This window comes from Streptomyces sp. CNT372, from assembly GCF_000377145.1.
In genome coordinates, this window is sequence record NZ_KB897796.1 from 13,606 (window position 1) to 37,897 (window position 24,292).

The window sequence follows — 24,292 nt, forward strand, 5'->3', positions numbered from 1 at the left end:
GGTTCCGGATGCTCGGACCCTTGGAGGTCGTCTCCGGCGGCCGCTCCATCGAGCTCGGCGGGAGCAAGCAGCGGGCCGCACTCGGGTTCCTCCTCCTCCAGCCCAACCAGGTCGTCCCCACCAGCCAGCTCCTGCGGGCCCTGTGGAGCCTCGAGGAGGCACCGGCCACCGCCCGCAAGATCCTGCAGAACGCCATCTGGGGGCTGCGCAGACGCCTGGCCGCGGCCGACGACACCCAGGCCCCGGTCACCCTGCGCACCCAGGCCCCGGGCTACGCCCTCGACGTCGCGCCCGAGCAGGTGGACCTCCACCTGTTCAGCCGCCGCGTCGAACAGGGCCGCATCCATCTGGCGGCGGGCGCCTCCGAGGAGGCGGCCCGTCAGCTCCGGGACGCGCTGAAGCTGTGGCGCGGCTCGGTCCTCGCCGACCTCGTCGAGGTCGGCTTCATGTGGCCGGAGCTGACGACCGTGCAGAACACCCGGCTGGACGTGCTGGAGGACTGCTTCGAGGCCGAACTCGCCTGCGGGCGGCACTACGCGGTCCTCGGGGAACTCGAAGCGCTCGTCGAGGCCGAGCCCCTGCGCGAGCGCTCCTGCGGCCAGCTGATGCGCGCGCTGTACCGCTGCGGCCGGCAGGCCGACGCCCTCGGCGTCTACAGCCGGCTGCGCTCCTCCCTCGTCGAGGACCTGGGCCTGGAGCCCAGCCGCGAGCTCCAGCTGCTCCAGCAGGCCATCCTGATGCAGGACCCGGCCCTCCAGTACGCCCCGCCCGCCGCCCTGGTGACCATGCCGGTGCCCCGCGGCCCCGCCGACCCGCCCCGGACGACCGCCCCGGACGGCCTCGCGCTCCTGCCGCCCGACGGCCGGGCGCCGTCCGCGACCGCCGCCGGCTCCGAGCCCCGTCCCGCCCCCGAGGCCGCCGCCCTGCCCGTACCAGTGGCCGCCACCGCGCCGGTACGCCAGGAGGTGCCGGTACGCCAGGAGGTGAGCGTCGTCCTGGTCCGTACGGGCCTGAGCCCGGACACCCCCGAGGGGACCGACGCCGACGCGGCCCTGGACCGGGCCGGGACCCGCATCCGGCAGGAGATCGAGAGCCGGGGCGGCACGGTGGCCGCCGCCATGGGCGCCGACACCCTGGGGCTGTTCCCGGCCCAGGCGCCCGCGTCCGACCACGCCGAACGCGCCGTCCAGGCGGCCGGCGCCCTGCGGACCGCCTTCGCCTGCCCGGCCGAACCCGGCGCCGGCGGGGCGCCCATGCCGGGCGAGGTCGTCCTGCGCACCGCGATCGTCACGGGCGAGGCACTGGTGCGGCGCGGCGGCGAGCCCGGCACGGCCCCGCTGTCGGCGAGCGGTGCCCTGCTGCACGCCTGCCAGGCGATGCTGCCGCTGGTACCGGACGGCGAGATCCAGGTCTGCCCCGACACCCGGGAGGCGGCCGGTCCCGGCTACGTCTTCACCCAGCCCGCAGGTTCCCCGCTGCGCTGGCAGCTGCGCCATGTCGCCACGGAGACCGGGGTGTTCGGGTACCCGGGGCTGGACAGCGAGTCCGACTACGGCGGTGAACTCGACCTGCTGCACAGCCTGATGGTGCACACCGGCCGCTGGTCCCGTTCCCACCTGGTCTCGGTGCTCGGCTCCTCCGGGGCGGCGCGCACCCAGATGCTGATGGACTTCCGGCAGCTCGCCGACGAGAACCCGCGCTCCGCGCAGGTGGTGTTCTGGTGCGGTCCGCCCGCGCCGAGAGCGGGCGCGTTCGTCGCGCACCGGTCGATCCTCTCCGCGTACTGCGGTATCTCCGGCCAGGACTCGGCCCAGACGGCGCGGGCGAAGCTGGAGGCGGTGCTGCACCGGCTCGTCGGCGAGCAGGGCCGGGCCAACTGGCTCGCGGCCCGGCTCGCTCCGTTCGTCGACCCGGCGGTCCGCCCCGAGGAGGGCTTCGGCACGGGCGAGTGGCTGGACAGCTGGTACCAGTTCCTGGAGACGGCCTCCAAGGAGCGGCCGCTGGTCCTGATCGTGGACGACATGCACCGCGCCGACGACGCGCTCCTGGACTTCGTCGAGTCCCTGGCGGACCCCGGTCGGCAGGTGCAGGCCCTGGTCGTGGCGGGCGCGGCCCCCGACTTCCTCGGCCGCCGCCCGGCACTGACGAACAGCCACTACACCACGGTGATCACGATGGACGAGCAGGCGGGCGGTACGGTCAGCCGGCTGCTCGACTCCCTGGCCCTCCCCGCGGACCTCAGCCTGGCCCGCGCCCCCTGGGACGCGCCCCGCGCCTGACCACTCCGCCGGGCACCCCGGCCGCCGCGCGCGGATCGGAGTCGGCGAGTGGCGGCCGCCACCGCCGACGCGCCCCGGCCGCGCCTGGCGGGCCCGGTGGGCCCGGCCCGCCGCCGGGCCCGAGCCCCGGCCGCCTGCCCGGGTCAGGGCCACAGCCCGAGTCTCAGCCTCCCGCCCGGGTCAGGACCGGCGGGTGCCGGTCACCACCGTGGCGTCCCGGTCCTCGCAGACGCCGATGGTGGCCGTGAGCCCGTGGGCGGTGAAGGCGGCCGCGGTCCGCCGTGCCTGGCGGCGGCTGGTCTCGATGAGCAGGACGCCGCCGGGGGCGAGCCACGCGCCCGCGCCCGCCGTGACCCGGCGCTGGACGTCCAGTCCGTCCGCCCCGCCGTCGAGGGCGACCGGCGGCTCGTGGTCGCGGGCCTCCGGCGGCAGCAGGCCCAGCTCGGCGGTGGGCACGTACGGCGCGTTGACGACCAGGACGCCGACCCGCCCCCGCAGCCCCGCCGGCAGGGCCGCGTACAGGTCCCCCTCGTGGACCAGACCGCCCAGGGGCGCGAGATTGCGCCGGGCGCAGCGCACGGCGGCGGGATCGATGTCGGCGGCGTGCAGTTCGCCGTCGCCGAGGGCGTGCAGCAGGGCCGCGCCGACCGCGCCTGTGCCGCAGCACAGGTCGACGACGACGTCCCCGGGCGCGCCGAGGGCGGCGGCCCGTTCGACCAGGAACTCGGTGCGGCGGCGGGGTACGAAGACCCCGGGGTCCACGGCCACCCGGCGGCCGTGGAACTCTGCCCAGCCGAGGACCTGTTCCAGCGGGAGACCGGCGACGCGGCGGGCGACCAGCTCGCGCAGCGCCGTCTCGTCAAGGGCCGCGCCGCTCAGCAGCGCGGCCTCGTCCTCCGCGAAGACGCAGCCTGCGGCGCGCAGCGCGGCGACCACGTCGGAACGGTGCGGCGGGGACGTAGGGGAGGGAAGGGGCATGGGACAGCCTTTCGGGTACCGAGGGGCACCCGGCGGTCGCGCCCGGTTACTGTGCCCGGTCGGCGACGCGGCGGCGGGAGGCGGGCGCCCGGCCTGCGTGTGCGGAAATCGGGCTCACCTCCTCGGGTCGCTCCGCGGGGCCGCGTACGGTCGGCGGCCTGCGTGGGGACGCACACCCTACCGCACCCCGCCCCGCAGGGTGACGAGCGCAACACAGCCGCCACAGGGGCAGGAATCGCAGGCGTACCGACCGCCGCGGCCCGTTTTCCAAGGGCACGGGGCGCCGCGACCACCAGAAGCAGCAAAACGGGACATACGCCCCCGCCCCTGCGCGACCGGAGCCGGGGGCGATCTCGGCGCCGCACCCGTAAGCTCGCGTCATGCAGGTGATCCAGTCCACGAAGCTCGCGAACGTCTGTTACGAAATCCGGGGCCCGGTCCTGGAGGAGGCGATGCGGCTGGAGGCAGCAGGTCATCGCATCCTCAAGCTGAACACGGGCAACCCGGCGGCCTTCGGTTTCGAGTGCCCGCCGGAGATCCTGGAGGACATCCTCCGCAACGTCGGCGGGGCGCACGGCTACGGCGACGCCAAGGGCCTGCTCACGGCGCGGCGCGCGGTGATGCAGCACTACCAGACCAAGGGCATCGACCTGGACGTCGAGGACGTCTACCTGGGCAACGGCGTCTCCGAGCTGATCCAGATGTCGATGCAGGCGCTGCTCGACGACGGCGACGAGGTCCTGGTGCCGGCGCCGGACTACCCGCTGTGGACGGCCTCCGTCTCGCTCTCCGGCGGCACCGCCGTGCACTACCGCTGCGACGAGCAGTCCGACTGGATGCCGGACCTGGCCGACATCGAGCGGAAGATCACCGACCGCACCAAGGCGATCGTGATCATCAACCCGAACAACCCGACGGGCGCGGTCTACGACGAGGAGATGCTGCGGTCCCTGACCGAAATCGCCCGCCGCCACAACCTGGTCGTCTGCTCGGACGAGATCTACGACAAGATCCTCTACGACGGCGCCACGCACACCCCGACCGCCGCCGTCGCCCCCGATCTGCTGGTACTCACCTTCAACGGGCTCTCCAAGAACTACCGGGTGGCGGGCTACCGCTCCGGCTGGCTCGCGGTCTGCGGCCCGAAGGCGCACGCGGCCTCCTACATCGAGGGCCTGACCATCCTGGCGAACATGCGGCTCTGCGCCAACATGCCCTCCCAGCACGCGGTGGCCACCGCCCTCGGCGGCCGGCAGTCCATCGAGCAGCTCGTCCTGCCCGGCGGGCGCCTGCTGGAGCAGCGGGACACCGCGTACGAGCTGCTGACGCGGATCCCCGGGATCACCTGCGTGAAGCCCAAGGGGGCGCTGTACCTCTTCCCGCGACTGGACCCCTCGGTCTACAAGATCAAGGACGACCGGGAGATGGTCCTCGACCTGCTCCGCGCCGAGAAGATCATGGTCGTCCACGGCACCGGCTTCAACTGGCCCGAACCCGACCACTTCCGGATCGTGACCCTGCCCGCGGCGAAGGACCTGGCGGACGCGGTGACCCGGATCGGCACGTTCCTGGACGGCTACAGCCAGCACTAGGCGCATTGATCACGCCGACCGCCCCGCGGAGGAATCTCCCGAAGCCCGCCAACTTTAGACTCGATCCAATGTAGGATGGTCTCCTGGACAGAGCAGGAGGCCGCCCCATGTACGAACCGATCCGCACCAAGTCGGTCCACTCCCCGGCCGACGGCGCCGAGTACCCCCACCGCTCGCGCGAGGAGGAGCTGGACATCCAGCTCGCCGGGCACCTCGCGGCGCTCCTCGCCGTCACCGACGAGCTGGGGCTCGACGAGGCGGCCGAGGCGATCGCGGTCCAGGTCGCCCGGCTGCGCGGCGCGCCTCCCGCCCGGCACACCGCCCGCGGCGGGGCCGGGGCCGAGGCCCTGCACCGGCGGGCGCTCGCGCTCGCGGGCCGCGCCCTGGTCGTCGCCGCGTCCCGCGCCGACACGGCCGCCGCGATCCTCTCCGCCCAGCGGATGGACGCGCACACGGCCGCCCTGGAGAGCCGGCCCCTGGTCGGCATCTGACCGGCCCCGGTCCGCGACCGGGGAGGCCGCGGGCCGGGTGCCACCCACGAAAAGGCCGAGGCCCCCGGAGTTCGTGCTCCGGGGGCCTCGGCGGACGGCGGACCGGCGGGGACGACCCACAGGTCAGGGCGGGATGTCGGAACGGGCCCGCCGCGAGGGTCCGGGGGATGTCCGGCCCTGACCGCCGGACATCCCCCAGGCTTGTGCGTCAGCCCAGGCGGGCGACGAGGGAGCGGTACTCGTCCCACAGCTCCTTGGGCGTGTGGTCGCCGAAGGTGTTCAGGTGCTCGGGGACCAGGGCGGCCTCCTCGCGCCAGACCTCGGCGTCGACCTTGAGCAGGAAGTCGAGGTCCTCCTCGGCCAGCTCCAGGCCCTCGGTGTCCAGGGACTCCTTGGTCGGCAGGATGCCGATGGGGGTCTCGACACCCTCCGCGCGGCCCTCCAGGCGCTCGACGATCCACTTCAGCACGCGGCTGTTCTCGCCGAAGCCGGGCCAGACGAACTTGCCGGCGTCGTTCTTGCGGAACCAGTTCACGTAGTAGATCTTCGGCAGCTTGGACTGGTCCTTGTCCTTGGCCACGTCGATCCAGTGCGCCATGTAGTCGCCCATGTTGTAGCCGCAGAACGGCAGCATGGCGAACGGGTCACGGCGCAGTTCACCGACCTTGCCCTCGGCGGCGGCGGTCTTCTCGGAGGCGACGTTGGCGCCCAGGAAGACTCCGTGCTGCCAGTCGAAGGACTCGGTCACCAGGGGCACCGCCGAGGCGCGGCGGCCGCCGAAGAGGATCGCCGAGATCGGCACGCCCTTCGGGTCCTCCCACTCGGGCGCGGCGATCGGGCACTGCGCGGCCGGGACGGTGAAGCGGGCGTTCGGGTGGGCGGCCGGGGTCCCGGACCGAGGGGTCCAGTCGTTGCCCTTCCAGTCCGTGAGGTGGGCGGGCGCCTCCTCGGTCATGCCCTCCCACCACACGTCGCCGTCGTCGGTGAGCGCGACGTTGGTGAACACCGCGTTGCCCCAGAGGGTCTTCATGGCGTTGGCGTTGGTGTGCTCGCCCGTGCCGGGGGCGACACCGAAGAAGCCGGCCTCGGGGTTGATCGCGTAGAGGCGGCCGTCCTCGCCGAAGCGCATCCAGGCGATGTCGTCGCCGATGGTCTCGACCGTCCAGCCGGAGATCGTGGGCTCCAGCATGGCGAGGTTGGTCTTGCCGCAGGCGGACGGGAAGGCGGCGGCGACATACTTCGCCTCGCCCTGCGGCGGGGTGAGCTTGAGGATCAGCATGTGCTCCGCGAGCCAGCCCTCGTCCCGGGCCATCACGGAGGCGATGCGCAGCGCGTAGCACTTCTTGCCGAGCAGGGCGTTGCCGCCGTAGCCCGAGCCGTAGGACCAGATCTCCCGGGTCTCGGGGAAGTGCGAGATGTACTTGGTGGAGTTGCAGGGCCACGGGACGTCCGCCTCGCCCTCCGCCAGCGGGGCGCCCAGGGTGTGGACTGCCTTGACGAAGAAGCCGTCGTCGCCCAGTTCGTCCAGGACCGGCTGTCCCATGCGGGTCATGGTGCGCATGGAGACGGCGACGTAGGCGGAGTCGGTGATCTCGACGCCGATCGCGGACAGCGGCGAGCCGAGGGGGCCCATGCAGAAGGGCACGACGTACATCGTGCGGCCCTTCATCGAGCCGCGGAAGATGCCCTTCTCACCCGCGAAGAGCTCCTTCATCTCCGCCGGGGCCTTCCAGTGGTTCGTGGGGCCGGCGTCCGCCTCCTTCTCGGAGCAGATGAAGGTGCGGTCCTCGACGCGCGCCACGTCCGTCGGGTCGGAGGCGGCGTAGTACGAGTTGGGGCGCTTGACCGGGTCCAGCTTCCGGAAGGTGCCCTTGGCGACGAGTTCCTCGCAGAGGCGCTCGTACTCGGCCTCCGAACCGTCGCACCAGACGATGCGGTCGGGCTGGGTGATCGCCGCGATCTCGTCGACCCAGTGGATCAGTTCCTGATGGCCGGTCGGGAGGGTGCCGGGAGCCGCGTTGTCACGCGCCACGATTGCTCCTAAATGAGGGTTGTGTAGTTGGTTGCCCCTTGGGGGCTGCGACCCGGACGCTTCGTAGGCGCTCATCCGGTGCCGACCGCACTCATCTGATCATCGATGCCGCATGCGCATATGTCCAGAGGGCCTCTCATGTGAGCATCACCACTCGATCGGGGGCGACCCCGGACCCGCAGGTGACGGGCCCGTCAGGAGCCCGCCCACGGCGTGAGGACCGCCACTCCGCTTCCCGTTACCTACGGTCGCGTAGGTACCATGCGGGACATGACCTCCGCCGCCGTCGAAGCGACCGAAGCAGCCCTCCAACAGGTGAAGCCGAAGCTCCGCGGCTGGCTCCACGCGGGGATGTTCCCCGCGGCGCTGATCGCGGGTGTGGTGCTCACCGCCCTCGCCGACTCGACCCGCGGCCGCATAGCCTGCGGGGTCTACGCCCTCACCGCCTGCCTGCTGTTCGGGGTGAGCGCCCTCTACCACCGGGGCACCTGGGGGCCGCGCGCGACCGCCGTCCTGCGCCGGCTCGACCACGCCAACATCTTCCTGATCATCGCGGGCACCTACACCCCGCTCACCCTCCTCCTGCTGCCCGACGCCACCGGCCGGGTCCTGCTCTGGGCGGTGTGGGCCGCCGCGGTGGCGGGGATCGCGTTCCGGGTCTTCTGGGTGGGCGCGCCGCGCTGGCTCTACACGCCCTGCTACATCGCGATGGGCTGGGCCGCCGTCTTCTTCCTGCCCGACTTCATGCGCGCCGGCGGTATCGCGGTGCTGGTCCTGGTGGTCACCGGCGGACTCCTCTACAGCGCGGGCGGCGTGATCTACGGGCTCAAGCGGCCCAACCCCTCGCCCCGCTGGTTCGGTTTCCACGAGGTCTTCCACTCGCTGACGCTGGCCGCCTTCGTCGTCCACTACGTCGGCATCTCGCTCGTCGCCTACCAGCACTCCTGACGGCACGTCCGACCGTCACTCCCGTCCGGCACTCCCGACCGGCACGTCCGACCGTCACGTCCGGCCAACTCTCGTGGTCGGCCCGTCTGATGCGGCCCGCACGGGTCTGATGTCACCGACTCCGCCGCCCCCGGGGAGTTGGAGGAGGACGAGGACGCCGGGGCCTTCTGCTCGGTGCCGGACAGCCCGGCGGCCCTCAAGCAGAAGGAGACCGGGCTGCTGATCGACGTACAGGCCCTGGGCACCGGCGGTTCCTGACTCCGGCCGGGCCCGGACAGCGGGCCGGGCCCTGTCCGCCCCGGGGCGGACAGGGCCCGGTGTCATGCGCGGCTCACGCGCGCGGGCGCGTTCACCTGCGTCGCACGTCACCCTTGCCGCAGGCCACCCCGTCCCGGTTCGGGTCGAGGCGAAGCGGGTCGTCCTTGCCGTTGACCTTCAGCCGGCCGTAGTCGTTGGCCTTCAGCCAGTCGCAACGCGCCTTCGTGGTCTTGGCGACCTTCTTCGGGAAGTCGGTCGGCACGCACACCCCGGCGTTGCCGTAGTGCCGGTCGCAGCCCGAGATCTGCGGGTCGACCTTCTGCGCGGACCGCTTCTTGCCGGGCTTCTTCGCGGGCTTGGCCGGCGCGTCGGCGAACTCGTGGACGTGCGCGGACGGCGCGTCCTTCGCCATCGCCGGCGGACCGCCGAGGTGGATCCACTCGGCCACCGACGGGACGCCGTTGGCGTCGACCGCGAACAGCATGTACCAGCCGGGCGGGGCCAGGTTGGGGTTGCTGGTGACGTTGAGGTCGACGTTGTTGCCGTCGACCGACAGCGGAAGGTCCACGAAGCGCTGGTTCGGGTCCGAGGAGTGCGTCACCGCCGCCGGGCGGATCAGCTCCGCCTTGACGATCGGACGGTCCACCGTGATCCGCTGGGTGTCGCCGTAGGTCCACTCGCCGTCGATCACCGAGGTGATCTGCGGGCGGGGGCCCTTGAGCAGGTACGGCGGGGTGTAGACGGACACGTTGTGGTTCCAGGAGCCGTTGCCCGGGTTGTCGCCGACCGACATGACCCGGCCGTCGGGGAGCAGGAACGAGGAGGAGTGGTAGCCGCGCGCCTCCGGGTCCGGGGTGACCGGGTCGAAGGTCTCGGTCACCGGGTCGAAGATCGACGCCGAGTAGACCGGGTTGGCACGGTTGTGCAGCGCGCCGCCGGTCTCCAGCACCGTGCCATCCGGCAGCAGCACCGCGGAGACGTACATCTTGCCCTCGGCGCCGGTCTGCGGCCGGGGCCCGTCGCCCATGTCGACCGTGCCCTGCGGGAGCGGCGGCCCGTGCACGTACTGCGGGTTGGGCTGCTTGAGGTCGATGATGTCGGTCAGGCGGTTGGCCACCGGGTTGGAGTCGATGTTGCCGCCCCCGATGGTGAGGACCTTCTGGTCCTGGGCGGGCGGCAGCAGCACGCTCGCGGACTGGTCGCGCTCGTCCTTGTTCTGCAGGCCCGGGACCTCGGTGACGGTGTTGGCGTCGTAGTCGTAGATCGCGGAGCCGGTGCCCGGGGTGCCGTTGCCGAAGACATGGCTGCCGGAGTAGAAGAGCCGGCCGTCCTGCATCAGGATCATCGACGGGTACAGACCCCAGTACGACCAGGTCTGGTTGACCTGCCACAGCGGCATCCAGGCGTTGTCCGCGGCCGAGAAGCGCTCCGCGGTCACCGACCCGGTGGAGTCCTCCTTGAGACCGCCGAAGGAGATCACGTCACCGTTGCCGAGGATGGTGGCCGACGGGTACCAGTGCCCGTCGTTCATGTCGTTGGTCCTGATGTAGGTCTCGGTGTCCGGGTCGAAGATGTACGAGTCCTTGTAGCCCTGGTAGCCGATGGTGCCGTCGGCCGAGGGGTAGCCCTTGTTGCCGGACATGATGAGCACCTTGCCGTCCTGGAGCTGGACGTGGCCGGCGCAGAACATGTCGTCCGGGGTCGGGATGACCTCGTAGGTGCCGTCCTCGGGGTCGTAGACCGCCGAGGTGAAGCTGCCCGCCTCGAACAGTTCCGGGTCGTTGCCCGAGCCGGCTATCAGCAGGACCTTGCCGTTGTGCATCACCACCGAGTGCATGGAGCGCACCGGGTTCTGCACGGGCAGGACCTCCCAGCGGCCGTTGGCGCACTCCTCGGCGGTGCCGGTGCATCCGGGTTCGGGCGCGGGGACGGTCACCTCCTCCATCACGTAGTCGTCGGTGGTGACGGAGCCGGTGCCGTAGACGGAGACGCCCCAGGCGATCTTGTCGGTGTTCGGCGGCACGACCGGGGTGCGGACCTCGGCCTGGGTGTAACCGGCGCTGATCTCCAGGGTCTTGAGGTCGGTCCAGTACTGCCAGCTGGCCTGGGTGTCCCGCCGGAAGAGGGTGACCGCCACGTCGGGGGTGGTGGACTTGTACCAGAGGGAGAGGTCGTACTGCCTGTCCGGCACGACGGTCGGCGCGCAGACGGTGTTCTCGGTGATGAGCGCCTTGCGGTCGCCGTCGACGCGGCGGGTCAGCTCGACCTTCATCGCCTTGGTGCCGGAGTGGGCGTCGGCCACCGTCTCGAAGGTGTAGTCGTTGTCGCCCCAGCCGGACTGGGACCAGCAGGCGGGCATGGGGCCGGTGCCGGCGGTCTCGAAGCCCGGGTTGGAGATCAGGTTCGGGGGTCCGGCCTGCGCGGCCTGCGGCGCGGACACCAGCAGCGCGGTCGTCAGCGCGCCGACGGTGAACAGCGCGGTCCGGCGCCTGCGGCGGAGCAGGCCCCTGAGCGGTGGTGACATGGTGGTTCCCTTCGTGCGGTGACGCGGCGGCTCGGGTGTGGCTGGGTCCCGCGCCGGCCCCGACGGGTGTCCGGGGCCGGCGCGGGTGCGAGCGAGGGGGGTGGGGGTGGGGTGGGGTGGCGCAGACGTTTACGGGACGGTGTCCAGCGCGGGCGCCTCGGTGCGCGCCGTGCGGCGGGCCGTACGCCGGGGGGTGCGCCGGGGCGTCCGCCCGCGGCGCGGCAGATAGACGAGCGCCTCGGTGGCGGCGAACCGGAGCACGAAGGTGGTCAGCAGGGCGAGCGCGGTGGCCGGCAGCACCGCCATGCCGAACTGGGCCACGAACAGGGCGATCAGCGGTATCCGCAGCAGCAGGTCGGCGTTGGCGAGGAGGGCGAAGCGGCCCACCCGGTCGGCCCAGTGCCGGTGCCGCCGCCGGTCGCGGAAGAGCAGCAGCTCGATGAGGACGAAGTTCCAGGCGACACCGAACTGGTTGGCGACGACCTCGGCCGGGAGGTAGTGCATCCCGGCCCCGGTGAGCATCGCCAGCGCGGCCAGGTTCGGCACGAAGCCGGTCAGCCCGATCAGACCGAAGGCGGCCATCCGGGCCACCGGCGAGGCGGTGCGCAGCCCGACCAGGTGGGACAGGAAGCGCATGCCCTCCTTCGCGGTCGACTTGGACTCCCCGGCGAACCGGTCCTGGAAGACGAACGGCACCTCCGCGACCTTCTCCGGGCGGCAGCGCACGGCGAGTTCGAGGAGGATCTTGTAGCCGAGCGGCTTCAGGGCCTCCGCGGTCACCACGCTCCGCCGGATGGCGAAGAAGCCGCTCATCGGGTCGCTGATGCCGTGCAGCCGGCGCGGGAAGAGCCCTTTGGTGAGCCAGGTCGCACCGCGTGAGACGGCGACCCGGTAGCCGCCGGCCAGCCCCTCCCGGCTGCCGCCGGGGATGTAGCGGCTGGCGACGACGAGGTCCGCGGCCCCGCGCTCCCCGGCCGCGACCAGTTCGGGCACCAGGGCGGGCGGGTGCTGGAGGTCGGCGTCCATGACGACGATCCAGTCCGAGCCGGCCCGCTTCATGCCCTCCACGACCGCCCCGCCGAGCCCGCCGGCCGGGGTGTCCCGGTGCAGGACGGCGACCGGGAAGGGGCAGTCCTGGGCGGCGCTGCGGATGACCTCGGGGGTGTCGTCGGTGGAGTCGTCGACGAACAGGACCTCGCAGGGCACCCGCCCGGGTACCGCGTCGGTCAGCCGGCGCAGGAGTTCGCGGATGTTGCCGGACTCGTTGTAGGTGGGGATGACGAGGGTGACGGCGCCGGGTTCGGCGACCTGGTTGGCGCTGAGTTCCGGGTCGCCGAGCTCCTCGGCCCCGGTGCGGGGTGTGGTCACAGTTCGCCTCCAGCCGGGTCCACCCGGCGGATCTCGATGCGGTCCTCGCCCTCGCCGAAGACGGCGACCGGCGTCGAATGCTCCAGGGCGGCCTTGACGTTGGGCAGGTCGGCCGCGTCGCGCCGGACGGTCGGGGACGAGACCACGTAGTCGATGTCCTGCCAGCCGCGCGGCAGGGTCTTCGTCACGGCCGGGTCGAGGTCGGCCTTGTAGAACCAGATCACCCCGGTGCCGGGGGTGAACCCGTCGTGCACCAGGTCGAGCCAGAGGGCGTCGTCGACCAGGACCCGGGTGCGGGCCGGGTCGTCGACCTCGGTGTCCATCCAGGCGGCGGCGGCCCGGTAGGGGGCGTTGGCGTCCTTGGTGAGGGCGTCCCGGTTGCCCTCGTACCAGCTCGCGGAGACGTACACGAGACCGGCGAGGGCGAGGACGGCGGCGAGGCCGGTGCGCAGCCGGCGCTCGGTGCCGGCGATGGTCCGTCCGGTGGGGCGCCGCAGCACCGCGTGCGCGACGCTCGCCGCGCCGCCCGCGAGGACGAGGGCGAGGAACGGCAGCGCCTGGATCACGTACATCGCCGGGAGGTAGCCGTCGGGGCGCAGGGCGACGACGGCGAGGATGGCGACGACGAGGGAGGGGCCGGCCAGCGCCCGGGCGGTGACCGACCAGCGCAGGGTCAGCAGCAGCAGCGCGGCACCGGCGAGACCGCCGACGGGCAGCACGACGTCGTAGTAGAGCCAGGAGGTGAGCACCCCGTGGGAGCCGGTGCCGGCCTCCAGGATGAACCCGGAGCCGGGTCGGCTCATCTGGTAGGTGATGCCGTCGATCAGCGAGACGTGCCCCGGGCCGGGCAGGAGTTCGTTGTTCAGCAGCGCGTAGAGCGGGTACGACAGGCCGATCAGGGCGCAGGCGGTGACGGCTCCGGTGACGGCGAACTTGCGGGTGTCGCGGTGGCTGTAGCGCCACATGGTGACCAGCAGGGCGGGCAGCACCAGCAGCATCGTCTCCTTGGTGAGGACGGAGACGGCGGCGGCCAGCCCGGCGGCGAAGTGGTGCCAGAGGTGCCGCTTGGGGGACGCGGCCAGGCAGAACGCCAGCAGCATCCACATCACGGCGATGTTGTCGAGGAAGATCTCGCGCTGGAGGACGACCGACAGCGGGGAGAGACCGAAGAGGAGCATCGCCAGGCCGGCCGCCCAGCGGGGCAGCCACAGCCGGCGCGCGAGGACGTAGAGCAGGACCGCGCAGGCGGCACTGACGATCAGCATGACCACGCGCATGCTGGCGACGGTCATCGTCTCGGGTGCGATCAGCGAGGGTATCCAGGTGAGGAACGCGATCTGGATCCAGCCGAGCGGCGGGTGGTCGTACCAGTAGGTGTAGTGGGCGAGCCCCTCGCCCTGCTGGACCGCCCACGCCTGGGAGAGATACGTTCCCTCGTCGTCGCTGAGGGCGGGGAAGTTCCCGATGTTCCACGCCTGCACGACCATGATCACGACGAGCAGGCCCGCGCAGAGCAGCAGGTCGGGGCGGGAACTGCGGAAGCGGACGACCGGCCGGACCCAGTCGGGCGTGGGCAGGCCCCGGCCGCCGCCCGTCCGCTGGGCGGGAATCCGGGCGGTGGGGGCGGTGACCGTCTCGGTGGCGGTCGCGGTGGCGGTCGCGCCGGGGGGCGTCCCGGTGCCGGCGCCGTCGGTCTCCGGGACGGGAGGCAGGGTCGTGGTCACCGGCGGGCGTCCTCTCGGGTCTCGTTGAGTTCGGTGAGGTGTGCGCCGACGTGGCTGGTCAGCTCCCACTCGTTGTTGCCGCGCTGCTCGCGCCAGACCGCCCGGACCGCGGCGCCGGCCAGCATGAGCTGGTAGAACGGACCGCCGACGATCAGCTTCAGGTAGTGCACGAACCGGACGCGCAGCCCGTAGGCGACCCCGAAGTCATGGAGTCCGACGACCTCGAAGACAAAGGTGACCAGCGCCGTGATCAGGGGCAGGAAGGTGACGATGGCGATGCCCGCGGGGACGTCGCAGAAGAGCGCCACCCCGACGTTCACCGGGATGATCACTCCGGTGAACGCCTGCATGAACGGCGACATCAGGGTGTAGCGGGCCAGCAACCGCTGCCCGCGGGTGGGCAGTTGCTTCCAGTCCTTCTTCCGGTAGACCTGGAGGAAGCCCTGGTTCCACCGGGTGCGCTGCTTCAGCAGGCTCATCAGGGTGCCCGGGGTCTCCTCCCGGGTCACCATGTCGCTGTCGTACGCGACGACGACCTTCTTGCCCACCGAGGAGAGGCGGACACCGAGGTCGCAGTCCTCGGCGAGGCAGTTCGGGTCCCAGCCGTCGGCCTCGCGCAGCACATCGGTGCGGACGAAGACCGTGTTGCCGCCGAGCGGGATGAAGCCCTTCTCGGCGTGCAGGTGGAGCCGGCTGCGGAAGTAGAAGAAGTACTCCAGGCAGTTGCGCAGGCTGTACCAGCTCGAATGGAAGTTGATGAGCTGGACGCCGCCCTGGACGACGTCGGCGCCGGTGGTGGTGAAGGCGTGGTCGACGTGCGCGAGGAGTTCGGGGTGGACCTGGTCCTCGGCGTCGAAGACGCCCACGATGTCGCCCCGGCAGTACGGCAGGGCCGTGTTCAGCGCCTTCGGCTTGTTCTTCGCCTCGTGGGTGTCGGTGACGACCCGGACCCGGACCGGGTCCCGGGCGGCCGCGCGCTCGGCGACGGCCGCCGTCTCGGGGTCGTCGTGCCCGACGATCACGATGATCTCGAAGTTCGAGTGGCTGGATTCCAGCAGCCGCTCGATGGTGTGTTCCAGCACCGCCTGCTCGTGCCGGGCGGGCAGCAGCAGCGAGAACGACAGGCCCGCGCCGCCGTCCGGCCGGTCGAACCGCGTCGACGCGAGCGTCTCCGGCGTCCGCCAGGCGTGCATCTGCCACCAGAGCGTGAACGCCGCCATCCAGAAAAGTGCCACGGAAATGGCAACGACAATGACCGATATGAGCACAAGCCCCCCTAGGCCCCCTGCGCCGCGGCAAGGACCCCCCTTGGCCGTCCGGCGCTCTCTCGACCCGCACGCAAGCACTCCCCAGTACGCGCGCACACCGCGGGTCGTTCAGGACTGTAGGGGCGGAGGATTGCGTTCCGGTGCCCGTCCGATAAATTCCGCTGTTTCGGACTCAGTTGGTGAGGTTTCGGGCAAGTTCCGTTGCGCTTGCGGTCGGTGTCTCGCACACAAACATACGACAGATGTACGCCGCCGAACTCTCGTTCACCAGCGGCCTGTTGCGCAACAGCGGAAACTCGCCACCCCCCGGCACCCCCACGGCGACGACCGCGCCGGGAGCCGTCGACCGCAGTGCCGTGTGATGGAGTTCACGTCGCAGCGGGTCCCCCGGCTCCCCCACGACCGCCACCTCGCGCGGCCCGTCCAGCAGCGCCTCCGCGGCCGCGAGCCCCCAGCCGACGAACCGCGGCACCCGGGGCCCGAGCGCCCTGACCACGCCGAGCGCGCCCTCCGCCGCCGTCCGGTGCGACGCGCTGCCGGTGTGCGCCGCGTACGACAGCAGGGCCGCGGCCGCCGCCGTCCAGCCGGACGGGGCCGCGTTGTCCGTCGGGTCCTGCGGCCGGCGGATCAGCCGCTCCGCGTCGTGCGCCGTGTCGTACAGCGCCCCGCCCTCCCCGGTGAACCGGTCCAGAACGATGTCCAGAAGGAACCCGGCGAATTCGAGCCACACCCCCTCGCCGCCGACCGAGGCCAGCGCCAGGAAGCCCTCCGCGACGTCCGCGTAGTCCTCCAGCACCCCCGCGTTCGCCCCGGCGCGCCCGTCCTTCGAGGTCCGGTGCAGCCGCACGCCCCCGGCGGAGAAGTCCATGTGCACCCGCACCAGCAGATCCGCCGCCTCTGTGGCGCGCTCCACCAGGTCGGGCCGGTCGAAGTACGCGCCGGTCTCGGCGAGCGCGGCGATCGCCAGCCCGTTCCAGGCGGCCACCACCTTGTCGTCCCGGCCGGGGCGCGGGCGCTCCTCGCGGGCGGCCAGCAGCCGGGCCCGCAGCCCCTCGTCGGGCCCGCCCGCCGCGAGCGTGAGCACCGAGGCGCCCTCCTCGAAGGTCCCCTCCTCCGTCACCCCGTACAGCCCGGCCGCCCGCGCGGCGTCCTCGTCCCCCAGTGCCTCGCGCAGCTGCGCCGGCGTCCACACGTAGTACGCGCCCTCGGCGTGCCCGCCGTCCGGGGTGTCGCTGTCCGCGTCCAGCGCGGAGGCGAACCCGCCCTCGGGGGTGCGCAGTTCGCGCACCAGGAAGTCCGCGGTCTCCAGCGCGACCCGCTTGGCGAGTTCGCTGCCGGTGGAGCGCCACAGGTGGGCGTAGGCGCGGCAGAGCAGGGCGTTGTCGTAGAGCATCTTCTCGAAGTGGGGGACAACCCACTCGCGGTCCACCGCGTAGCGCGCGAACCCGCCGCCGAGCTGGTCGTAGATCCCGCCGCGGGCCATCGCCTCACAGGTGTCCGCCGCCATCTGGAGGGCGCCCTCGGCGCCGGTGCGGGCGTGGTGGCGCAGCAGGAACTCGATCACCATCGACGGCGGGAACTTCGGCGCCCCACCGAAGCCCTTGTGCCGCTCGTCGTACTCCCGGGTCAGCCCCAGCAGCGCCTGCGCCAGCTCGTCGGCGCCGGGCGGCCCGTCCTGGCCGCCGTGCACCAGCTCCCGCTCGGCCAGGTCCCGGGCGATCTTCCCGGCCACCTCGGCGACCTCCTCCCGCCGGCCGGTCCACGCGCTGCTCACGCCCTCCAGAACCTGCCGGAAGGACGGCATGCCGTGCCGGGGCTCGGGCGGGAAGTACGTCCCGAAGTAGAACGGCTCCCCGTCCGGCGTCATGAACACGGACATCGGCCAGCCGCCCTGCCCGGTCGCGGCCTGCACCGCCTCCATGTACACCGCGTCCACGTCGGGACGCTCTTCACGGTCCACCTTGACGGACACAAAGTGTCCGTTCATATACGCAGCGGTGTCGTCGTCCTCGAAGGACTCGTGCGCCATGACGTGACACCAGTAAACTTACAGAAGCATAAGTGGCAGGACGCATAGCCCACCGAAAGAAGGATGGGTACGTCCCGCCGCTTAGCTTCATTCATCGCCTCCTCTCCCCATGGCCACCAATCCACCGGATTGGAAGCGTGCTGGAGTAGGTACGGCGACTGCTCGTTAGCCAGTCGGTTCATACCGGCATCGTCCCATGATCCGAACCGCCCCGCGAAGCTTTCGCGCGGCCGGGTCAGGAGTAAGTCGTTGAGCACAATCAGTCGCGAACACGCCATGTCCTGCGCTCCGCTCGACGAAACCGGCCCGGACGATCTTGAGCTGCGCGGCAGGCCCGCCGGGCTCGCACCGCCGGAGGAGCTTGCCCGCCTCCACCCCGACACCCCCTTCTTGATCGGGTACTCCCGCATCTCGGACGACTGGCGCAAGCACAACAAGAAGAAGGCCGCCACTTCCGCGTGGTCTGCGGGCAAGGGCGTGGCCAACCAGCACCGCCGCAACGACAGGAACGCGGCTCGCCACAACGCCGTGATCGTCCACCGGTACACCGCAAGCTGCGGTGCAGCGCCACCCGCATCACCAGCCTTGTCCAGGCCGTCCTCACCCTCCACCTGACCTGCTCAAACCAAGGTTGAAAACGGCTCACTGTCCAGCTCCTGCTGGGCGTACGCCACCGTGGCTCACGCGCCGGTAGCTGCCCCGGGGCGCGGAATGCCGCGGAGGCGGGCCTGGAGGACCGGGCGACCTTCAGCAGCCAGCACAACAGAGCGACAGCATGGGTGGTCTTCTCCGCCTCGATGAACGCGTACACGTCGTTCACCGATCGCTCTCCTTCGCGAAGAAGACCGCCGCTTTTCGCAGCACCTCGATCGTCTCGGCCGGTTCACGGTTCTGCCGCCGCAGCCGACGCAGTTCCTCCCGCTCCGCGCTCATCAGCTCGCTAAGGCGTCCCTTGCACCCGGTCGGTCTTGTCCTGCTTGACCCAGTTCCGCAGGCCCTCGGCACTGAACCCCGATCTCCCGGGCCACCTCGGTGACGGTCCTGCCAGAGGAGCGGACCAGCGCGACCGCGTCACGCTTGAACTCCTCCGAGTACCGCCTGCTGCGGTTGCTCATACTTCCCACCTGGCACTACTTCCTCTGGAACCTCACGTCCCAGTCTCCAGGTGTCCAACATCAAGGGGAAGCTTCATAACACCACCCTCCGTTACCACCGAATGCTAGACAGGACCGTTCGATTGACAGAGCCCGTCCGCTTCCGATGCCGCAGGTGGGGTGGGTCAGGGTTCGAGGGCGAGGGTGCAGTTTGTGACGGTTCCGGTGTTGCCGCCGCGGACGGTGCATGTGTTGATGCCGGTTCCGCCGTTGATGGTGCCGGCGTTGCCGGCGACGGTGGCGTCGTTGGTGCCGGTGCCGCGGGCGGCGACGACGATGTCGTCGCCGGGTCCGCCGGTGAACGTTCCGGTGCTGGCGTTCCCGTCACCACCGGGGGCACCGGGTCCTCCGGCACCGCCGGTCATTCTGGTGAGGCTCGCGATGCCGGTGGTGAGGACGCGGTTGCTGTTGCCACTTCCGCCGGGCCCCCCGGGCTCGTCCGCGGGTCCGCTAGCTCCGCCGGTGAGGGTGATGGAGGTGGTGGCGGTGACGGTGCCGGTGTTCCCGTCGCCGCCCGGTCCTCCGCCTTCTCCGTTGCCGCCGGTGGCGGTCACATTGGGGGCGGTGGCGGTGCCGGTGTTCCCGTGTCCTCCGGCTTTGTTAGACACGCCCGTGTTGCCGCCGGTAAGGGTGACCGTTGCCGTTGCGGTGACGGTGCCGGTGTTCCCGCTGCCACCGCGTCCGCCGGTTTCGCTCGCGGTGTCGTTGCCGCCGGTGGCGGCGATTTCGGGAGCGTTGATGGCGCCGGTGTTGCCCGCTCCTCCTGCACCGGATGTGGGGACGTAGTCGTCGCTGCCGCTTCCGCCGTTCCCGCCGGTGCTGTCCGCCTTGGTGCTGGCGGTGAGGTTGCCGGTGTTCCCGGCCCCGCCATCGCCCCCGCGGAAGCGGGTGCTGTCTGCGCCGTCGCCGCCCGTGGTGGTGGTGGTGCCGCCGGTGATGGTGCCGGTGTTCCCGGCCCCGCCGGATCCTCCGTCTGAGCCGTTTCCGCCGTTGGCGGCAACGGCGGCGGCGTGGGCGGTGATCTGGGCCGTGCGGTTCCCGGCTCCGCCGTCCCCGCCGCGAGCGGGACGGCCGTCTTCGACGTACGGGTCGCCGCGCTCTCCGCCGTCGCCGCCCGCGCCACCCGGGCCGCCGGTGAGGTGGATGTCACCGGGTCCTGTCGAGTGGACCGTTTCGGTGGCGGTGGGAGCGGAGGAGCCGTCCCCGCCCGTCCCGCCACCCCCGCCGTCGCCGCCGTCGGCGTCAGCGCCGCTGTTGTGGGTGCCGCCGTTTCCGCCGTTGCCACCCGAGCCACCGGCTCCGCCACGCAGCGTGATGTGGTTGATGCCCGCCCCGGCGTCGATGACGCCAGCGTTCGCCGGTCCACCCGCCCCGCCCGGCATGCCGTTGCCGCCGCTTGAGCTGCCAGACCCTGCGGCGCCGTCCGTGCCACGCGTTCCGGCAGGGCCAGCGATGGTGATGGTGTCGTCCCCGGCGCCGCCGAGGACGGTGCCCTGGTTGGTGCCGTTGATGGTGATGGTGTCGCCGGTGTCGTCGGCCTGGACGGTGTCCCGAGGACGTAGGGGCAGGTGATCGTCGTTCGCCCGGTGGAGGTGTCGATGGTGCAGTAGTGCGGGGCCGAGGCCTGGGCGGCGTAAACGGCGGGTGCGAACCAGAGTGACCAGGCGGTGGTGGCGACGACGCTGACGCCGAGGATCGTGCCCCGCACGGCGCCAGTGCGGGCGGGAGCGAGTCTTTGGGGAGTGAAGGGTACGCCGGTTCTGAGCGGATAAGGCACGGCTCTGCGCCCTTTCTCTTCGTGTGCGAAATGGCTTCACCCATCCAAACAGCGGCGGGTGCGTGTCACACGTTTTCGCTGTCAAAGGAGTCATGACCACCCGTCACACCCGAGTGCAGCAGCTGGCGTTCGATGCCATCCCAAACCGCAGCGCGGCTGCGTCTCCACCGTGTCCTTCTCTTCTCCATCACGGAGCTGCAGGAACGGACCGCTACGCCGGTTAATGTGGCGCGCATGCGCGCCCCGGTCGCCGGGAGCGGCTCCGTGATACCGGACGACAGAGGCGTGGAACGGCCGGTCAAGGTGATTCCGACGGGAAGTTCGCCTCGATAACGCCGTGCAGGAGAGGGTGGAATGTTTCGCCGGTCCGGGGCCGGCGGGCGAGGTGCGGACTTGCTGCCGGCGCGGCGGGGTCAGAGGGCAGCCAAGCCGGGCGGAGGAAGTGCCGAGGCCGGTAGGGCTGGTGGGGATGCGGAGCGCAGCCACATGTCGGCGTACTCGTTTTTGTGGCTCTGGCAAGAATTTCGTAGCCGGAGATCATCTTGGTGACGCGGTCAGCCGGTCCGTGTAGCGGGCAGCCTGTCGTTGTGCTCTGTTGAACTGGTCAGACTGCTACCGCAGTTGGTCGAAGTGCTGGTTGAGTCGGTTCATGTCTCTGATGCGGGCGTGGCGGTCCGAGCCCGTACGAGGTCCGGTGTTCCCGCAGCATGTACCGGCTGCGGCCGGGACCCTGCCCCAGGGCGGCCAGGCGGCGGCTCATGAGCATGGTCATCGACCACAGGATGACCATCTCGCTGGTGTCGGTGCGCCGCTCGTAGTCCCGGTCCAGGCGTCGGCTGCGCAGCCACCAGGCGAACGATCTTTCCACTACCCAGCGGCGGGGAAGGACTTGGAAGCCGCGCATGTCGTCGCTGCGGCGGACGATGTCCAGGACGAGGCCGAGGTGCGTTGCACTCCAGTCGACGAGGTGGCCGGTGTATCCGCCGTCGGCCCAGACCCGTGCCAGCTGCCCGAAGCGGCCCCTGGCCAGGGCCAGCAGGGAGCGGGCGGCGTCCCGGTCGGTGGTCGACGCCGCCTACGAACGACGCTCGAACGCCGTCTCCAGCAACCTCCACCCGTCCGGATTCGACGAAATCATGCCCAAGACCCTCGCCACCGCGACCGTCGACCGACTCCTCCACCGTGCCCACCTCACCGTCACTCAGGGTGACTCCTTCAGGTTCACCGAGGCCACCACCGGCAAGGGAGTGAAGCCCTTCAGCTGACCCACACCACCCCAGGGCGGGGAGAACTACATGGCCGTTGACAGGCATGACCAGCACGGCCAGCAGCAGACCGAGCGTGTCGGTGAGTAGATGACGCTTGCGCCCGTTGACTTTCTTGCCCGCGTCGAAGCCCCGCGAGGTGAGGGCGACGGTGGCGTCCGCCTTCACCGACTGCGAGTCGATGACCGCCGCACTCGGCTCCCGGTCACAGCCCTCGGCATCGCGGACCGCCTCACGCAGCCGGTCGTGCAGCTCGGCCACAAGTCCCGCATCCCGCCAGCGGGCGAAGAAGGCATACACCCGTGGCCAGGGCGGGAAGTCCGACGGCATCGCCCGCCACTTGATGCCGTTGTCGACGAGGTAGCGCACCGCGTCGATCATCTGCCGGTGGCAGTACACTTCCGGCCGCCCGCCCCGGCCCGCCAGCCATCCCGGAACCGGCAGCAGATCCCGCACCAGAGCCCACTCGGCATCGCTCATGTCCGAGCCGTGCCGGGGCCGGCTCCCCGGCCGGTCGGCCGCGTTTCCGAACCTGTGGGCGAGACAGCCCACTCCTAGGAGTGGACGGACTGGACCCGGCAACCGTGACCACGCGATACTTCGACAACAGGGCCTCTTGCTTCTCGCTGGACTCGACATCCGCGAGCTACCAAGAGGCCCTTCCTTAATGCCCGTGCACCCGACAGCTCACCGGATCCAGCACCCTGTTCGCGCCCCGACCGACCACGCACACGGCTAGAGAACAGCCAGTCAGCGCAGGGACTGACGTCGACCTGGGCACGGCCGCCGGAGGGGCAGGGCGCGCTGATACGCACACACCGCGAAGTCCTCCTGGACTGACCATGCGCAGGGTGCCGCTCTTCACGGGGCCGAGAGCGATGCGTGAGTCATTTCTTTGGTCTGCTCTACTGCTCGTGCGCCTACACACCGGCCCTCAGGCGCGTGGGGGTCTTCGGCAGCGCAGAGGAGCGTAGAAGGAGCAGAGACCCGCCGGCGGGCGCCCCAGTTCGCACTCCTGTGAGCCTACTGCGCCCACCTTCGCGTGCCGGTAGCACCTACTGCCCGGAAACCGACCGATACACCATCGCCGGCACCGACCTCGTGGTTCACGCCGTGGCCGCCGGCAGCGGCCCTTACTCGAGCTCAGGGCCGGACGCTTGGGTGATTAATGAGAACTCGAACTCATCGAAAAGCTGGACGGGGTTCACGTCATCGGGGACAAGTACCAGGCTGACCTGGGTCAGAGCCGCAAGCAGAACCCGGATCTCGTAGGAGGGCTCCACCCCGAGGAAGGTTCTGGCTGCGACACGCTGCCTGTGGGCAATCACTTCCTCGGCGCCACCAGTCGCACGCGCCCGCAGTAGTTCCAGCGCCACATGCGACGCGTCGAGAAGTGATCGTGTAGAAGAGTCGCCATCGTTCATGCGGTCACGCTAGGAGCCACCGGCGCCGCGAACAATCCCCTTCTGGGGGCATGTGCGTGGAGGAGAAGCGCGTTGCTACACACAGCGCCAAGAGCTCGCTTCGGGGCGCAGATAGGTTGTGAACTACTTAATCGCCAACGTGAATTTTCCTCCTGACCTTGGGCAATCGTTGGATCGACGCCCTCGCCGAGGCAGGCATCCCGTGCTGGGGACGGCGGAACTCCGGTCAACCGGGCTCTCTCATCCGGATTTCACAAGCGCACAGTGTTGCACCGCATTCACCGCCTCGGCCCTCTGTGTGACCGAACGTCTGGGCGGTGCACTGAGTGTTTTCAGCGTTGCATCTCCAGGGTGAGGAGAGTTTTGGCGATGACGGTCATGCGGTTCGGGCTGATGCGGGATCTGCGGAAGATCTGCCAGGACTTCAGCCGTGCCACGCCGCGTTCGACTGGTGCCCGGGCTGCGGCCAGGGCCCGGTTGACGGCGTGCTGGGTGAGGGTGAGCTCACCACCCGGCGGCCGTTTGAGTCCGGTGGTGACCCAGGGGCCGGCGCCCGTGTAGGCACGGTCGGCGAGGACGGGGACACCCTGGCGTTCGCAGATCTGGATCATCCGGTGGGTACGGGCCGCGGTGAGATCACGAGTGCGGCCCGGCAGGGCGGGCGAGATCCACAGCAGCTCACCAACCGGATCGGTGAGGACCTGGACGTTCACGCCGTGCCGGCGGTGCTTGGCCGAGTAGTCCGCCCGGCTGTCCCCTACGCGGTCGCACTCGGCGAGGGTCCCGTCCAGCAGGACGAAGTCCGGATGGTGCTCGCGCAGGGTCTTGAGCAGGCCAGGGGCTCGTTCGGCGAGCAGGCCGGTCACGCTGGTGACGTACGCGTGGACGGTGCCGACGGATATCCCGAACCCGGCCGCGATCCGGGCGAGGGTGTCGTGGCGGCGCAGGTACACCAGAGCGACGAGCGCACGCTGGTGCGGCGGGAGCTTGCAGCGGCGGTCACCCTCACGGGTGACGATGAGCATGGTGACCCACTCGACCAGGTCGTGAGGGAGGTCGAGTGCGGCAGGATAGGGAACCAACAGGGCTCCTGTGCCGGTGGGTTGAGACTTCGAACACCTCCCTCAACGGCACGGGGGCTTTGTCCGTTGCGGCCCTCACCACGACCCGACCGGCGTCAC

General features: G+C 71.0%; 15 protein-coding genes and 4 pseudogenes. 6 read left to right on the top strand and 13 right to left on the bottom strand.

Annotated elements, in window-relative coordinates; translation table 11 throughout:
• Positions 1 to 8: 8 nt before the first annotated feature.
• Positions 9 to 2,279 carry a BTAD domain-containing putative transcriptional regulator gene (locus tag C593_RS31120; RefSeq protein WP_158686878.1) on the top strand — a complete coding sequence of 757 codons (2,271 nt, stop codon included), beginning with the start codon at positions 9 to 11 and terminating at the stop codon, positions 2,277 to 2,279.
• A 180-nt stretch (positions 2,280 to 2,459) separates the two neighbouring features.
• Here the strand turns inward: C593_RS31120 and C593_RS0127765 are convergent, their stop codons facing one another.
• The gene (locus tag C593_RS0127765) at positions 2,460 to 3,257 is read right to left on the bottom strand and encodes a putative protein N(5)-glutamine methyltransferase (RefSeq protein WP_051093830.1); all 798 of its coding nucleotides are present in this window, start codon (positions 3,255 to 3,257) and stop codon (positions 2,460 to 2,462) included.
• Between the two features lie 380 nt (positions 3,258 to 3,637).
• Between C593_RS0127765 and C593_RS0127770 the strand changes: the two genes are divergently transcribed.
• Positions 3,638 to 4,849, top strand: a complete 1,212-nt coding sequence (locus C593_RS0127770; RefSeq protein ID WP_018850596.1) for a pyridoxal phosphate-dependent aminotransferase — start codon at positions 3,638 to 3,640, stop codon at positions 4,847 to 4,849.
• A 107-nt stretch (positions 4,850 to 4,956) separates the two neighbouring features.
• Complete coding sequence (locus tag C593_RS0127775) at positions 4,957 to 5,340, top strand: SCO4983 family protein (RefSeq protein WP_018850597.1); 384 nt, start codon at positions 4,957 to 4,959, stop codon at positions 5,338 to 5,340.
• A gap of 208 nt (positions 5,341 to 5,548) precedes the next feature.
• Here C593_RS0127775 and C593_RS0127780 read toward each other — a convergent pair whose 3' ends face one another.
• On the bottom strand, positions 5,549 to 7,372 hold the full coding sequence (locus C593_RS0127780) for a phosphoenolpyruvate carboxykinase (GTP) (protein ID WP_018850598.1): 1,824 nt from the start codon (positions 7,370 to 7,372) through the stop codon (positions 5,549 to 5,551).
• Positions 7,373 to 7,642: 270 nt separating this feature from the next.
• On the opposite strand from C593_RS0127780, the gene trhA reads away from it, so the two are divergent.
• A complete protein-coding gene (gene trhA / locus C593_RS0127785) occupies positions 7,643 to 8,320 on the top strand; it encodes a PAQR family membrane homeostasis protein TrhA (RefSeq protein WP_018850599.1) in 678 nt (225 codons plus the stop codon).
• Between the two features lie 349 nt (positions 8,321 to 8,669).
• Here trhA and C593_RS0127795 read toward each other — a convergent pair whose 3' ends face one another.
• From C593_RS0127795 to C593_RS30710, 5 genes and pseudogenes are all read right to left on the bottom strand, one after another.
• Positions 8,670 to 11,102: a galactose oxidase-like domain-containing protein gene (locus C593_RS0127795; protein ID WP_018850601.1), complete on the bottom strand. Its 2,433-nt coding sequence runs from the start codon at positions 11,100 to 11,102 to the stop codon at positions 8,670 to 8,672.
• Positions 11,103 to 11,231: 129 nt separating this feature from the next.
• Complete coding sequence (locus tag C593_RS0127800; protein WP_018850602.1) at positions 11,232 to 12,470, bottom strand: glycosyltransferase family 2 protein; 1,239 nt, start codon at positions 12,468 to 12,470, stop codon at positions 11,232 to 11,234.
• The gene (locus C593_RS0127805; protein ID WP_018850603.1) at positions 12,467 to 14,194 is read right to left on the bottom strand and encodes a phospholipid carrier-dependent glycosyltransferase; all 1,728 of its coding nucleotides are present in this window, start codon (positions 14,192 to 14,194) and stop codon (positions 12,467 to 12,469) included. The genes C593_RS0127800 and C593_RS0127805 overlap by 4 nt, the downstream gene beginning before the upstream one ends.
• Positions 14,191 to 15,462 (bottom strand): glycosyltransferase, encoded by a 1,272-nt coding sequence (locus tag C593_RS0127810; protein ID WP_026278139.1) that lies wholly within the window; start codon positions 15,460 to 15,462, stop codon positions 14,191 to 14,193. The genes C593_RS0127805 and C593_RS0127810 overlap by 4 nt, the downstream gene beginning before the upstream one ends.
• A 172-nt stretch (positions 15,463 to 15,634) precedes the next feature.
• Positions 15,635 to 17,673 (bottom strand): annotated as a pseudogene (locus C593_RS30710) (thioredoxin domain-containing protein).
• A 366-nt stretch (positions 17,674 to 18,039) separates the two neighbouring features.
• On the opposite strand from C593_RS30710, the pseudogene C593_RS32765 reads away from it, so the two are divergent.
• Positions 18,040 to 18,126: pseudogene (locus tag C593_RS32765) on the top strand (IS5/IS1182 family transposase); the annotation flags it as partial.
• A gap of 297 nt (positions 18,127 to 18,423) precedes the next feature.
• Here C593_RS32765 and C593_RS32165 read toward each other — a convergent pair.
• The 3 genes from C593_RS32165 to C593_RS34025 all read right to left on the bottom strand — a co-directional run bounded on the left by C593_RS32165 (position 18,424) and on the right by C593_RS34025 (position 21,461).
• Positions 18,424 to 18,606 carry a transposase gene (locus C593_RS32165; RefSeq protein WP_078521966.1) on the bottom strand — a complete coding sequence of 61 codons (183 nt, stop codon included), beginning with the start codon at positions 18,604 to 18,606 and terminating at the stop codon, positions 18,424 to 18,426.
• Between the two features lie 164 nt (positions 18,607 to 18,770).
• The gene (locus tag C593_RS34020; RefSeq protein ID WP_018850607.1) at positions 18,771 to 20,027 is read right to left on the bottom strand and encodes a hypothetical protein; all 1,257 of its coding nucleotides are present in this window, start codon (positions 20,025 to 20,027) and stop codon (positions 18,771 to 18,773) included.
• 999 nt (positions 20,028 to 21,026) lie between these two features.
• Entirely contained in the window at positions 21,027 to 21,461 is a 435-nt protein-coding gene (locus C593_RS34025) for a transposase (protein ID WP_486591199.1), read from the bottom strand.
• 19 nt (positions 21,462 to 21,480) lie between these two features.
• Between C593_RS34025 and C593_RS0127835 the strand changes: the two are divergent.
• A pseudogene (locus C593_RS0127835) lies at positions 21,481 to 21,687 on the top strand (ATP-binding protein); the annotation flags it as partial.
• 90 nt (positions 21,688 to 21,777) lie between these two features.
• On the opposite strand, the pseudogene C593_RS32775 reads toward C593_RS0127835, so the two are convergent.
• The 3 genes and pseudogenes from C593_RS32775 to C593_RS0127845 all read right to left on the bottom strand — a co-directional run.
• Positions 21,778 to 22,326, bottom strand: a pseudogene (locus C593_RS32775) (transposase); the annotation flags it as partial.
• A 494-nt stretch (positions 22,327 to 22,820) separates the two neighbouring features.
• On the bottom strand, positions 22,821 to 23,111 hold the full coding sequence (locus C593_RS0127840; protein WP_158686879.1) for a hypothetical protein: 291 nt from the start codon (positions 23,109 to 23,111) through the stop codon (positions 22,821 to 22,823).
• A gap of 332 nt (positions 23,112 to 23,443) precedes the next feature.
• Positions 23,444 to 24,193, bottom strand: coding sequence for an IS5/IS1182 family transposase (locus tag C593_RS0127845; RefSeq protein ID WP_018850611.1), 750 nt, complete (start codon positions 24,191 to 24,193; stop codon positions 23,444 to 23,446).
• Positions 24,194 to 24,292: the final 99 nt, after the last annotated feature.

What these genes read in the sequence shown, in the direction of transcription:
- C593_RS31120 (WP_158686878.1), top strand. Translation starts at nt 9, where the DNA reads ATGCTCGGACCCTTGGAGGTCGTCTCCGGCGGCCGCTCCATCGAGCTC.
- C593_RS0127765 (WP_051093830.1), bottom strand. Translation starts at nt 3,257, where the DNA reads ATGCCCCTTCCCTCCCCTACGTCCCCGCCGCACCGTTCCGACGTGGTC.
- C593_RS0127770 (WP_018850596.1), top strand. Translation starts at nt 3,638, where the DNA reads ATGCAGGTGATCCAGTCCACGAAGCTCGCGAACGTCTGTTACGAAATC.
- C593_RS0127775 (WP_018850597.1), top strand. Translation starts at nt 4,957, where the DNA reads ATGTACGAACCGATCCGCACCAAGTCGGTCCACTCCCCGGCCGACGGC.
- trhA (WP_018850599.1), top strand. Translation starts at nt 7,643, where the DNA reads ATGACCTCCGCCGCCGTCGAAGCGACCGAAGCAGCCCTCCAACAGGTG.
- C593_RS0127795 (WP_018850601.1), bottom strand. Translation starts at nt 11,102, where the DNA reads ATGTCACCACCGCTCAGGGGCCTGCTCCGCCGCAGGCGCCGGACCGCG.
- C593_RS32165 (WP_078521966.1), bottom strand. Translation starts at nt 18,606, where the DNA reads ATGAGCAACCGCAGCAGGCGGTACTCGGAGGAGTTCAAGCGTGACGCG.
- C593_RS34020 (WP_018850607.1), bottom strand. Translation starts at nt 20,027, where the DNA reads ATGCCGGGCGGGGCGGGTGGACCGGCGAACGCTGGCGTCATCGACGCC.
- C593_RS0127840 (WP_158686879.1), bottom strand. Translation starts at nt 23,111, where the DNA reads ATGAACGATGGCGACTCTTCTACACGATCACTTCTCGACGCGTCGCAT.